Source organism: uncultured Shewanella sp., assembly GCF_947501665.1.
Taxonomy (GTDB): domain Bacteria; phylum Pseudomonadota; class Gammaproteobacteria; order Enterobacterales; family Shewanellaceae; genus Shewanella.
Genome location: NZ_CANMWS010000029.1, coordinates 24,693 through 38,801 on the forward strand (window position 1 = coordinate 24,693; position 14,109 = coordinate 38,801).

The window sequence follows — 14,109 nt, forward strand, 5'->3', positions numbered from 1 at the left end:
AGCGTTGCCATTTTTTATGGCATTTTATAACACTTTATGACCTACTCGCTCTCGACACTTGATGTTCGGCTTTCTTTTTCAGCTTTCAATAGGCAGCCTCACCCATTTTTCATTTTTTTTGCAAAAAATGGAACTTATGCGCATTTAAGCACTCTGATATTATGAAGCGATTATTTTTGAATGGTTTCATCATTTATCATCTCCCTATTTAAGCATATTTTGTGCTTATTCGGAAAATGACATGAACAAGGCTTGGCACTGGGCTGATAGATCTTATTTTGAACACCTATCACCACGTTCAATGCAATACCGCCGGTTAATATGCAATGCAGTGATGCTCGCTAGCGCACCATCACTTACCATAACATAAATACCCCGGCGCTGTTGAACACAGAGGTTAGTTGATATTGTTCACATTTTTCATTTACTGATTGTTATTGGCAACCCTCATTTGAGCGTTGCCATTTTTTATATGTGATGTTTATCTCTTTTGGGTTTAGAGGCGAATACCTGCTTTCTCTAAATCTTTAGCTATCACTCCACGAGGTAATGCAACATAACCATCTTTTTCTACAATTTTTTGCCCTTGCTTCGATAAAACAAAACGAATGAATTCACGATCCATTGGAGCCAATGCTTTATTTGGCGCTTTATTGATGTAGACATATAAGTAACGAGATAATGGATAAGTTCCCCTTGCCGCATTTTCAGGGGAAGCATCGATGTAATTTTCGCCTTTCTTTGATATAGCAACCGCTTTCACGCCTGCTGTTTTATAGCCAATTCCTGAGTAACCAATGGCATTTAATGATTGCGAAACTGATTGAACAACCGATGCAGAACCAGGTTGCTCGTTAACATTGGCTTTAAAATCACCTTTACAGAGTGCTTTTTTCTTAAAATAACCATAGGTGCCTGATACTGAATTGCGGCCATATAACTGAATATCTTTAGCAGCCCAACTCCCTGTTAAGCCAAGATCTCCCCAACGAGTCGCATCTTGCCCACCACACTTATATGTTGCAGAAAAAACATCATCAATTTGCTCAATACTTAGCCCTTTTATAGGATTATCTTTATGAACAAAAACGGCCAATGCATCGATAGCAACCCTAATTCGAGTAGGTTTATAACCGTAATGCTTCTCAAAAGCCTCAATTTCATTTGGCTTCATTTTTCGACTCATTGGACCAAATTGAGATGTCCCTTCAGTCAGAGCTGGCGGCGCAGTAGACGATCCTGCCGCCTGTATTTGAATATTGACATTTGGGTATAGTTCACGAAATTCTTCAGCCCATAATGTCATCATATTAGCCAAAGTATCAGAGCCAACCGATGACAAATTTCCTGATACGCCACTTGTTTTTGTGTAAGTTGGTAAATTAGGATCTATAGATGCCATTGTCCCTACAGAAAACACACTTGCGGCAGTCAATCCCACTGCGCTAATCAGCTGTTTAAGTTTCATTTCTTGCTCCGATATTCAGCCTATTAATTTCAACGCAGTCAGTATCGATTGCGACCATGACAAGTCTATGACAACAAGATGACACAACAATGACAGTCATGACATTATCGTTAAATTTCGACTAAATGCGGTGGGATCACAAAACTAAATGTACTGCCTTTGCCTAATTCACTGACAATATTCAATTCACTTTGATGATGACTCAAAGCATGTTTAGTGATTGCTAAACCCAGTCCCGTTCCTCCATTGCCTCGAGATCTTGCACTGTCCACTCGATAAAAGCGCTCAGTCAGTCGACCAATATGCTGCATTGCAATTCCTTCCCCTGTATCAGTAACACTAAAAACACCTCCAGAAGGTGTGTGACGCCAACTGATCTCTATCACGCCACCTTCTGGGGTATACCGAATGGCATTAGAAATTAAATTTGAACAAGCGCTCCGTAATTGCACTTCATCACCGTGTACATTACATTTTTGCTCACAAAAAAAGTGCAGTTGATATTTCGACTGAGAGAGAGCTTTTGCTTCTTCTGTTAAGGTTTTAAACAAAGCCCCCATATTGATAGTTTGTTCTAAATCAATACTACTGGCATCTTCAATACGTGAAAGCACCAATAACTGCTCTACCATCAAACGCATACGCGTCGTTTGCTGCTGCATTTGTTCCATAGCCTTTACATTTGGAGAATCCGGTTCAACCATTGATTGCATCATCTCAAGGTAGCCTTGCAAGACAGTTAATGGTGTTTTTAATTCATGAGACACATTTGCTACAAAATCTTTTCGCATGCCTTCCAGCTGTCTAACATGGGTAATATCTCGCGCAATAAGAAGATACTGCCCTGTTCCATAAGGCATAATCCTAATCTCTAGCACTCCAGTATCAGATAAAGGTGCAGCCAATTCGAAAGACTCTGCATAGTCACCTTTTTTTAAATATAAAGAAAAGTCAGGATGACGAAGAAGATTATCTATGCGCTGGCCATTATCTTGAGGCCAGACCAACCCTAATAATAAACGAGCTAACTGATTACACCATAAAATATTATATTCAGAATCGAGCACAACAGCGGCATCAGGTAAGGCTTCAGCACCTTGCCTAAAACGCCCTAAAATAAAAGCCAATTGAGAAATCCGCTTTCTATTTTTCCCTTGTAAGCGATAAATACCGTTAAACACCCCTTCCCAACTTCCACTGCCATTTGGAGGCGTTAATCGTCTGTCATGCCATAACCAATAATTTAACCTAGAAATTTGATGATAATGCCAAATTAACAAGCCAATACTGCCTAGTAAGACTATTTCCATGACTTTATCGAGTAATAAGCCCAGAGAAAAGCAAAAAAACAAGAAAAAAACTAAACGAAAGAACAGACGGGAACCCGAATAGGAATTAAGCATAATACAACCTAAATACGGCACTAAAACACCGCACATTCAAAAAAGAAATAAACAACGTCAGGCTAGCCTCATTGATAGACAACCAATATTATACAAATAGTATTTATAATGCAGCCACCTATCACACTATACAGTATTCCATTAATCTGACTTTTCAATATGCTATTACGTATAATACAATTTACTCTAGCAATGATATTCATCCCATAAGTTATCTAATCTAAGCCGCCAACAAGTATGATTAATGTCTCCACACATATTGCTATGTCATTCTTCTTAAATAATGGTATTTCACAAGTGAAGTACACCAAATGATTAACAATTCTAAATATCTGGGGATTAGAGACACAACAAACTCATTAATCCATTCAGTCTCTTCAACATAAACCTAGAAACCTTGTTATCCCCAATACTTAAAAATAACTAAAATAATCAACTGATGATAGAACCTAAAGTCTACACATAACTTAAACAAATTTTAGTCATATATCAACCACCGTATATCTATCATGAAAAGCGAATATTGTATTATCATCAGATGATTACTATAGAGGTAATCATTACTATTTCCATTAGAATATTAACTCATTATCATCGAGCTGAAAACCGATATCCTGCTCCTCGCACCGTTTGTATCAATCTATCATGTCCACCAAACTGTATCGCTTTCCGTAAACGCCTAATATGCACATCGACAGTTCTATCTTCAACGTAAACATTGGTTCCCCAGACATTATCGAGTAACTGCTCTCGACTATAAACACGCTCAAGATGCGTCATAAAAAAATGTAATAATTTAAACTCAGTAGGCCCCATTTCAATCGCAACTTCACCAACAGTGACTCTATGACTCACAGGATCAAGTTGTAAACCTTGAACATCAATCGTATCTTCTAAACAGGTTGGCGCACTTCGACGCATCACCGCTTTAATCCGCGCAACCAATTCTTTGGGTGAAAAAGGTTTAGTAATAAAATCATCGGCCCCCACTTCTAATCCACGCACCTTATCTTCTTCTTCTCCTCGTGCTGTTAACATGATGATTGGGATCTGACGTGTAAACTCATCTTGGCGTAAACGCTTTGCTAACTGTATGCCACTGCCACCAGGAAACATCCAATCAAGTAAGACCAAATCAGGATAGGGTTCAGAAAGCTTAGCTAAAGCTGAATCATAGTCTTCTGCAGCAATAGTGTTAAAACCGTGTTGCTCGAGCACAAAAGTTAGCATATCTCGAATAGCTAACTCATCTTCTACAATTAATATCCTTGCCGTCATAATTAATCTTCTATCAGTGAATTTTACACGACTATTATTGGTCAATTTTATTACAAAAATATGAAACAACGCACGATATTTACCCTCAAAAGCAATATTCTCGTCTTGTTAACTTTACACAACATACTCAAGTCTCTTAAAAGTGTATGTTTTCAAATCGTTTTAATATATACCCGTGATACTTCAAGATGCATGTTTTCAGAGTGCGTAAAAGTGCCTAATTCAAGGCGTATTATTGCCGAAATGCTTATTGCCTTTTAAGATGATGCAACGTAGAAGTCGGTGCTTTTACACACTCCCAAAGGGCTGGCCTCTTTATATGTAAAAGCAAGGCCTTTTATACTGTGTTATTAAACATCGGCTTAGAATGCTAGGCTCTATGTTCAGCTGAATCCTGCAGCTTGGAAGTGTCACGGGTATAGCAAACAAGGAGGTATATGCCTCCTTGTTTTATCTTACTTTTTCAATGAATGCAATGTCACATTTTTAGAATTTATGTTCAATCCCGACAGCAAAATACTTATCGGTTTCTTCACTACTGCCTGTATAAGCACTGTCGTAGGTACGATCTATCCAAAAAGCAAGCAATTTAGTTGGTTTAGCTAACTTATAATCAAAACCTGCAGCCCAAGATTGACCAACATCTTCCATGTCTTGATATTGTGCTTTTAACGTAAAATCATTTATAGGATAAGCTGCACTTAATAAATAACCATTTTCACGACTACCCGATACAGCACCTGTCTCATCATAGGTTTCTTCTTGTTGCTGGTACATCGCGCCCAGTTTAAGTTTCATGATGTTAACTTGCGCAGTCGCACGTAAGATTTCATAACCTTTCACATTATCATCATAAGCAACTGATGCATAAAACATGGTTTTCTTTAAAGCTTTATCGCCATAAAATGCGGCAATACTATACCCATTCTCACCATATTGATTCGCTTCTGCATCAGCGACATAAGTTGCACCAATTCTAAAGCCATTCATATCAGGCGTTAAATAGGTTGCTGTTTGTGCCATACGATTTTGGCCTTTAAACAGATATTTAATATCACCATCTAAATCATTAAACTGATCAACTTTACCTTCTGAACGTTTAAAAATCGTGTCATTACGGCCCACAGCCAGTGAGCCTAAATCTCCTCTTAATCCAACAAATTGATTACGAGCTGTAAAGTTATCCGAACTATCAGAGCCCACATCCACCTTATACTCAATGGTATAAAAAGCTTCAAGTGAATCTGTAATTTGATAGCCACCTTTAACCCCTAAACGAGACTCATTACTTTGAATAGTGTTTTCAGTATCGCCATTTTCATCGTTATATTGGCCCGTAATATTGAGCTTGCCGTATAAGATCACCGCATCATCTGAGGCTTGTTGGCTTTGCATGGTATTTCCACGCTCACTGTCAATATTAATATCTGTCTCAACTTCTTGTTTATTCGTTGTATGTGTTGCTTCAGCAGCCTGAGCAGAGGCCAAAGTGAGTGAAGCCAGCGTGGAAGCTAATAGAGTTTTATGAAAAACATTCATCAATTCATCCTTTGGCGTTAATTCGCCTTCGTTATTGGTTTTCGAGCGCTATAATGCAACATCTTTATTTCATTTTTATTTCAATAATTATCTTATGATGCATTTAAATTAATTAAAAGGTTTGTTGTTAATCAAATGTGAGTATTCCGGATTTTCATCTCTGTTCCTGTTACGGATAAATAATCAAAATGAACGTATGGATTAGAGTTTACCCACACTCGACAATGCCTTACACTTCTGTGCTTAATTTCTCACTAGGTGTGCTATATATGTGGTTCAAAAACCTTACCCTTTACCGCTTCAACAAACCCTTTGATATTGATACAGAAAAACTTGAACAATCACTTTCTGATTTCACTTTCTCACCTTGTTCAAGTCAAGATATCAGTCAATTTGGTTTTTCTAATGCCTTAGGGAAGCTAGGACAAGCATTGGTTCATACAGCAGAGAATAGACATCTTATATGCGCCACTAAAGAAGAAAAAATTCTTCCAGCCCAAGTGATTAAAGAAGCATTAGAAGAAAAGGTTATACTGATTGAAACGGAAGAAAACCGTCAATTAGCCAAAAAAGAGAAAGATGCCTTAAAAGATGACATTATTACCAGTTTATTGCCTCGTGCCTTTTCAAGACGCAGTCAAATTCACGCATTAATTTTGCCAGAAATTAATATGATTTTAGTGGATAGCAGTAGCGCAACGAAAGCTGAAGAACTATTGGCATTATTAAGAAAAGCCTTAGGCAGTTTACCCATAGTCCCCTTAAGCTTTCAAACCCCCATAGAAAGCCAATTAACTGAATGGCTCAAAATAGGAAACGCCCCTCAAGGGTTTGAAATGCAAGATGAGGCAGAACTCAAATCTGATTCAGATGAAGGAGGAATCGTACGTTTCAAACAACAAGATCTGAGTGAAGATGAAGTGCTTGCCCATATTGAAGTCGGTAAGCAAGTACACAAACTAGCCTTACATTTTGGTCAATCTATCGCTTTTTTAATCCAATCAGATGCAAGCCTTAAACGACTTAAGTTTTCTGAAGAATTTAGAGCAGAAAATGATGATGTTGCCGATGAAGATCCATTAACGCGTCTTGATGCCGATTTTGCATTAATGAGTTCCGAACTCATCGCACTTATCAACACATTGATTGAGGCGCTAGGGGATATCGAAGAGCATTAAGCCCCACGAATAAAAATGGCAGCCTCAATAACGGGCTGCCATTCTTTCAACTGTTACAGTTTTATCCATTCCCCTTTTTCATCAAAAGGCCATTCTATACCTAGCCACGCTGTCAAAAAGGCTTTTTGTTCTCTCGTCGGTGACTTAACACTGCTTAACTGTAATGGACTATTTGGCTGCGCCGCTAACGTCACAGGCACAGCTTTTAATTGTTGCTCTTGAAAAACAGTCAAAGTAATCGTCTGCCCAGCAGTAAAATCTTGGATACGTTTTTCAAGCTCTTCAGGTGTCACTTTTAAGCCATTAATCGCAACTAATTCATCGCCTAAAGTGAGACCTGCGTTCCAAGCCGGACTATCTCGCAATACTTCTAACATAACCAAACTCCCTTCTTCAAACGTCACTCCTGTAAAAGGGATGTCTCTCATTCCATCTTTATAAGTTATGACGATTCCAGCAGTTTCCAGTAATTCAGAAAATTCCAATTGCACTGGTGACTCCACATATTGAGACCACCATTGTTGATAATCTTGGCCTGATAATGTCTTTAAAATAGCTTTTACATCATCCACATCATAAGATTTAGGTACTGAAAAGTCTTGATATAACTTTTGATGCACATCTCGATAAGATACGTTATTCGATGTGTTTTTCAATAATGAAAAATCCAAAGCAAGTGAGGCCAAATAGCCTTCAGAGTATATACTCACGCTATTATTTACCGAATAATCTCCCCTAGCGCTGACCCATTGATTTTGGCTGGCTTCAGATACCGATTGAATTTGATTTCCAGGCGTATGTCGACTCAAAGTAATTCTCTCGGCTAAATCATCAAAAAACTCTTCAGCAGTGATCACACCCGCCCTTAATAACAATTGACTTTGAAAGTAACTGGTTGACCCCTCTGATATCCATAATAACGGCGTTAATTTTTCATACTGATAATCATAAGGAACGAGACCTTTAGGCCGATAAGCCTTCACATTCCACGTATGAATAAACTCATGTGCAGCAGTCTTAATAAAACTGAGATAATCTTCTCTATCACGAAAATTAAAACGGGGCTTTTGAATGATAGTAGAATTAAGATGCTCTGTTGCCCCACTTTCTCCACTTGTTGCATGGATCATATATAAATAACGAGAAAAAGGATAATCAGACCAAATGGCAGAAGCTTGGCGACTTAGTTTGGTTAAATCTGTCACTATTTGCTGAAGATCATAGTTTCCTTCTCCCCAGACCACGAGTCCATATTGCTTACCATCCACATTAAACTCTCGATACTGGCTTAAGCCCGACTCAATCGGGGAGTCAACCAACACATCATAATTCATTGCAGTGAAATGATGTAAACCCTCTCCCCTTTCCATACCCGAATAACTTTTCCACTCTTGGGGTACGGATAAATGTACGTTAACCTTATCTTCTCTGTAAGTAGGGCTGTACATAAAGGTGCCTGAAGCATCTAAAAATGCATGGGTGCCATTAATATGACTGACTCTTTGGCCCAGTAAATTTGCATGTAACTGATAAGAAACTGTCACACTCGTCGGTTTATCTAGCACTATTTGCCATTCCCCACTGCTCTCTCTTCGCCAAGGCAGTGGCTCTCCTTGAGGATCCGTCGCAGTAAACGAACGAATATTATTCGACAAAGGTAACACTTGATATTTTCCGGTTCGCCAAACTGGCAAATTCACCGTCAACATCTTCGATTGTGTTTTCGGAAATTGAATATCCACACGAGCAAGATGATGCTCAGGCTCAACAATATCAATAAAGTAATTAACATCACTGTATACAGGTAAACTCAAAAATGCGCCGCAAAGAGTTACAAATGAAACTGACTTTTTCACTAAAACACCATTATGTTATTATAATTTATAATTAAAAAATAAAAGTATAACATTAGAATCAAGCATACTGGTATAATCAAAAAAGAATCCTTGTAAGTGAATAAAGGCTAGCGGTTTTATGCGTTTCTTGTTGTTATTACTTCCCCTTGCGCTATTAATGCTTTCTTTTACAGCGAGATCGGAAAATGAATTTTTACTCGAAGTGAAATTAAGAGAAAACCCCCACCTTGTATTACAAGACATACTCACAAGTCTACCGACTCGCTTTAGCTTTAATAACCAAGCTGACTTTTCTCAATTGGTTCGAACCAGCTCACTGACCAGTAGTGAATTAAAACATCAGCTATTGCAACTGGCTCGGCTTTATCTACTTACTGACATCAATACCCAACTCACGACGAATGAACGTTACCAACGTGCAAAAAAAATTATTAAATCAATGGAAACCATCGTAGAAACACCCTTAGAACACAGCATGTTATTGATGTTAAAAGGACGCTACTTAAAACAAACCGTCCAAGACTACACTGGCGCCATTGACTTGTATAAACAAGCACTGGAAAAAATAGGGTTACAATCTTCTCCCAAAGAACGTTTACTCAAGTACATTCTCTATGAAGAGCTAGGGATTATGTATAGAATGATTAAGCAAAATGATTTATCTCTTTCATATTTAAATCAATGTAAAACCCTTGCATTCTCAATGAAAAATAAGTATCTAATTGTAAAATCTGAGATTTATTTAGGCCGCTATCATCAAACGAAAGAAGAATTAACAGAATCGTTAGAGCATTTTACTGAGGCAATCATTTTATCTGAACATATCAAAATGCCCGCTTTAAGGGCTGAACTTTATATGCAAGTTGCACGAGTTTACAAAAGCTTAGAACAATGGGATAACGCGCTCAAATATACTCAAGATGCCTCACTTATTTATACAAAAATAAAAAAAGAGCATAAAGTTATTGCTTCCATCAGGCTAATGGCCATGATTTATGCTGAAAAAGGACAATGGAATTACGCCATCGATTACCATTTAACAGCCTTACAATCGGATATTCATTTAGGTTATTTTATTGGTCAAGCTATTGATTATCATAACCTTGGTGAAGCTTACTTTCAAAGTAAAGACTATAAAACCGCTTACAGTTACCTCAAAAAAGCAGATATCATTTTTTCCGATAAAAAGGCCCATCATTATCTTGTCTATAATGATTTGCTTCTCGCACAGACAACACTCGCAATCAATCAATATTCTCCCGCGAAAATGTTTGCTATCAATGCGTTTGATAATGCGGATCAGCTCAACTTACTCGAAGAGAAAAAACAAGCATTACAATTACAAATCACTGCTTATAAACATTTAAATCAATATGCTCTTGCATTATCCGCACTAGAAAATTGGATACAATTAGACTCTACGGCTCAAATCCACAAAAAAAACAATCACCATGCCAATGCTATTTTGGCTCAACAAAAACTCCAATCAACACTGACTAATGCCAATCATCGACATAATAGCGATATTAATTTACAAAATCGTTACCAATTTATATTGGCCGTGATGATTATATTCATGATTTTTTTGAGCATGGCTTATTTAGGCTTATGGCGTAACCGACGCCTTATGGCTATCAAGCTCACTGAACAATCACAATACTTAAATACCGATCCTATTACCAATTTACCTGACTATAATGCTTTTATTTCAAGACTATCAAAATCGAATATCAATCAACCTTGCTGTATCGCCTTATGTGCATTAAGTGAACAACTTAATGCTGATTTCACTTTAGATTTGAAAAACAGCCGTGATTTACATCAAGCACAATATACAGCAATAAGCCAAGCATTAAACACAGAGACCTTTTATATTCGCCCAGGAGTTTTTGCACTCTTTATGCCAGATAATACTGATGCCACCTGTTTCATGCATACATTTCGAGATTGTCTCAATAACCACCAATGGCAAACAAGCCTTCATGTCGGCTTATTAAATTTACCCTTACATGCCGATCCTGCCATCAAAGTTGATCTGGAAACTCATTTTGGTACCGCCCAAATGATGCTGGCCGGCGCAATAAGTTTAGGTCCTCAGCAAGACACTTACGTGACCATGACAACATTAGATTTCGCACCCGCCAGTATTTTCACTCCTCCTTTATATCCGCAATTAAAACGCAATATTGAACGAGGACTCATTAAAATTGAAACCAATGGGGACAAAAACGGTATTATCTGGCCCTAAATCCATTTTTAACAACCTCTAATGGCTAGTCAACAATAACATTGTTTCATAATAAAATAGCTCATCAGGATAGAGTAATGAAGGATAAAATTACCCCGAAGAAAATAAACGTATCAACGGCTCATTTTCCTAGCATAACAAAACAGCAAGTGACAACAACTCAACTTAACTTGTTATTTCAATTTATCGATTATTTAAGTAAAGCCTGTAAAGGCCTCAACCTTGAACTCGATAATAAATTGGCCAATTTACGTGCCCTATTCACATCCTCCGATAAACTGCCTCAAACTTTTGCAGAACTCAGTAAAATCGAAGTCATATTAAAACAACACGATAAACATGTTCGCACACAATTAACTGCTCACAGAGAGCAGCTAATTCTTGCAATAAAACCACTGGAGAGACTCGAGAGTTTCTGTCAAAAAGACAAACAAACGCTATTATCTTTAAAAAAAGATCTCAATAACCCTTTTCATACATTCTTGGACTACATTAAACAATTAGAAAAGCTTATTGATCTTTATCATCATATTATCAGTGATGATAATCAATGTGTTCAACAAACAACAAGCAGTTACAGAACACAAGCAATAGAGCTGACACAAATCATCTCTGAGATCCGCTTCCATAAACATCAAACAGACAAAATAACAAAAATTAAAGAAGTATTACTTGGTGATTTTTTAGTCAGCGATCTATTATCTGCTTATCAAAATATTCTCCGTTTGTTACAAGAAAATATTGATAGCTCCCAATCTGCTTCTCAAGCTTTTTTGTTCACGCTTGACGATGCTTTATCAGCCATGAGTCATATGGCTGATAATACCCAAACACATACACAAGATCAGTTTGCCAGTCATACCATACTCAATGACAGCCTGTTTAAAAAAATCAATATCATAGAAGACCACTTAATGCACATTGATGACATTGATGAGCTAAAAGTTAAACTCATTGAACAAGTATCTAATATTCATTTAGCGCTTAACCAAAGACAAGCTCAAGAAAAACAATCAATGAAAGTGATGGAACGGGCTTTTGCTTCCATGAAAAAACAAATAAAAGGATTAAATAAAGAAATTAATATTTATAAGCAAAGTTTGTTTGAACAACAAAAATTTCATTTAGTCGATCCGCTCACTCAACTTCCAAACCGAGCAGCACTTGAAGAACGTATGTCATTGGAATTTAGACATTACCAACAACACAAACAAGCCCTATGGGTCGTAATTGCCGATATCGATCACTTTAAATCTGTTAATGATAATTTTGGGCATTCTACAGGCGATAAAACCCTACAAGTTATCGCGATGGCATTAAAAAATACCCTCAATAAAAACGAGTTCGTCGCACGATTTGGCGGAGAGGAATTTGTTATGCTTCTGCCCCAATTATCAGTCAACCACCTTGATGCCACACTCAATCGTTTACGAAAAAAAATTAAAAATATCCCATTTAAGTTCAAAAACCAACGGATCACAGTTACAGTATCTATAGGTGCAGCCAAAATATTAGAAAGTGAAACCATACAGGATACATTTGAACGCGCAGATGCTGCCCTTTACCGAGCCAAAAATGAAAGCAGAGACAAGGTGATTATTGACTTATAAACAATAGCAACCTCACAAGATAAAGCACGACTTACTATTGTGTGAAAGTAATGATCATCATTAACTGCTAAGGAGTTGCTATGATAGTTAGGATCAGCCCAAAAGGTAGTATGGAGCAACTGTCTCAATTAGAAGTTGCCCGCTTGAAACAAAATGCACAAAGTGAGCTTTATCAATTGTATCGAAATTGTTCTCTTGCCGTCCTTGCATCTGGTATTAAAAGTGATAATAGCGAAAAGCTATTTAAGCAATTTGAAGATTTTAAAGTAAATGTGCTGCAAAAAGAACGTGGCATAAAAATAGAACTCATTAACCCTCCAACGGCCGCATTAGTCGACGGAAAGGTGATAGCGAGCATTCAAGAACATTTGTTTTCAGTGCTTAGAGATATCATCTATCTAAACGACAAATTCGAGCAATTTGAATATATTGATTTTACCAATTCTAGCCACATAACTGACCTCGTGTTTGATATTTTGCGTAACGCTCGAGTCATGCCCATGTTCAACCCCAATATTGTTGTGTGCTGGGGGGGACACAGTATCAATAATACTGAATTTCAATACACCAAAGCTGTTGGTCATGAACTCGGTCTTCGCGAACTTGATATTTGCACAGGTTGCGGGCCTGGTGCAATGGAGGGCCCCATGAAAGGCGCAACAGTGGGTCATGCAAAACAGCAAATCAATCATGCTCGCTATATTGGATTAACCGAGCCCAATATTATTGCTGCAGAGCCCCCAAATCATATTGTCAATGAATTGGTCATTTTACCCGATATAGAAAAACGCTTGGAAGCTTTCGTTCGTCTAGGCCATGGTTTTATTATTTTTCCTGGTGGCGCAGGAACAACAGAAGAGTTACTTTACCTTCTGGGCATTTTACTCCATGAAAATAATCAAGATTTACCCTTTCCACTGATTTTAACAGGTCCTAAAGAAAGTGCTGATTATTTTATTCAAGTGGATGCTTTTATTGGCGCGACTCTGGGAAAAGAAGCGCAAGATAAATACCAAATTATCATCGATAACCCTGCTGAAGTGGCAAGGATCCAAAAAGAAGGAATGGAAGCCATTAAAAAATTCAGGAAAAAAACAGGTGATTCTTATCAATATCATTGGGCACTCAAAATCAACCCTGAATTTCAATTTCCGTTTAATCCAACCCATGAAAACATGGCAAAACTCGACCTACATTTTCAACCCAATAAAGCTAAACTGGCCGCGAATCTACGGCAAGCTTTTTCGGGTATTGTGGCGGGTAACGTTAAAATGGAAACCGTTAACAAAATCAAACAGCATGGCCCTTTTCAATTAAAAGGCGATCCTAAATTAATGGCGTTAATGGACACCTTGCTTCAGGCATTTGTTGAACAACAAAGAATGAAGCTACCTGGCACACTGTATGTCCCTTGTTATGATATTACCCATGCCTAATGATTGACAGACGCTAAACGATATTAAAGTCTTATGCCATTCATCACATCCTTCTCAAATAACTTGATATGCTATCGTCAAGTTATTTTGGGA

Annotated in this window: 9 protein-coding genes; 4 read left to right on the top strand and 5 right to left on the bottom strand. The window is 37.6% G+C overall.

Annotated elements, in window-relative coordinates; all coding sequences use genetic code 11:
* Window positions 1-496: 496 nt before the first annotated feature.
* The 4 genes from Q0976_RS19410 to Q0976_RS19425 form a co-directional block, all read right to left on the bottom strand.
* Window positions 497-1,468 (bottom strand): phosphate ABC transporter substrate-binding protein PstS family protein, encoded by a 972-nt coding sequence (locus Q0976_RS19410; protein ID WP_299495531.1) that lies wholly within the window; start codon window positions 1,466-1,468, stop codon window positions 497-499.
* Window positions 1,469-1,578: 110 nt separating this feature from the next.
* Window positions 1,579-2,871 (bottom strand): phosphate regulon sensor histidine kinase PhoR, encoded by a 1,293-nt coding sequence (phoR, locus tag Q0976_RS19415; protein WP_299495532.1) that lies wholly within the window; start codon window positions 2,869-2,871, stop codon window positions 1,579-1,581.
* A gap of 591 nt (window positions 2,872-3,462) precedes the next feature.
* A complete protein-coding gene (gene phoB / locus Q0976_RS19420) occupies window positions 3,463-4,149 on the bottom strand; it encodes a phosphate regulon transcriptional regulator PhoB (RefSeq protein WP_299495533.1) in 687 nt (228 codons plus the stop codon).
* Between the two features lie 486 nt (window positions 4,150-4,635).
* Window positions 4,636-5,691: a porin gene (locus Q0976_RS19425; protein WP_299495534.1), complete on the bottom strand. Its 1,056-nt coding sequence runs from the start codon at window positions 5,689-5,691 to the stop codon at window positions 4,636-4,638.
* A gap of 266 nt (window positions 5,692-5,957) precedes the next feature.
* On the opposite strand from Q0976_RS19425, the gene rdgC reads away from it, so the two are divergent.
* On the top strand, window positions 5,958-6,866 hold the full coding sequence (gene rdgC, locus Q0976_RS19430) for a recombination-associated protein RdgC (protein ID WP_299495535.1): 909 nt from the start codon (window positions 5,958-5,960) through the stop codon (window positions 6,864-6,866).
* A 53-nt stretch (window positions 6,867-6,919) separates the two neighbouring features.
* Here the strand turns inward: rdgC and Q0976_RS19435 are convergent, their stop codons facing one another.
* On the bottom strand, window positions 6,920-8,722 hold the full coding sequence (locus Q0976_RS19435; protein WP_299495536.1) for a PDZ domain-containing protein: 1,803 nt from the start codon (window positions 8,720-8,722) through the stop codon (window positions 6,920-6,922).
* Between the two features lie 118 nt (window positions 8,723-8,840).
* Between Q0976_RS19435 and Q0976_RS19440 the strand changes: the two genes are divergently transcribed.
* The 3 genes from Q0976_RS19440 to ppnN all read left to right on the top strand — a co-directional run bounded on the left by Q0976_RS19440 (window position 8,841) and on the right by ppnN (window position 14,016).
* Window positions 8,841-10,970, top strand: coding sequence for a tetratricopeptide repeat protein (locus Q0976_RS19440; RefSeq protein ID WP_299495537.1), 2,130 nt, complete (start codon window positions 8,841-8,843; stop codon window positions 10,968-10,970).
* 77 nt (window positions 10,971-11,047) lie between these two features.
* Window positions 11,048-12,580, top strand: coding sequence for a GGDEF domain-containing protein (locus Q0976_RS19445; protein WP_299495538.1), 1,533 nt, complete (start codon window positions 11,048-11,050; stop codon window positions 12,578-12,580).
* Between the two features lie 80 nt (window positions 12,581-12,660).
* Window positions 12,661-14,016, top strand: a complete 1,356-nt coding sequence (gene ppnN, locus Q0976_RS19450; protein ID WP_299495539.1) for a nucleotide 5'-monophosphate nucleosidase PpnN — start codon at window positions 12,661-12,663, stop codon at window positions 14,014-14,016.
* Window positions 14,017-14,109: the final 93 nt, after the last annotated feature.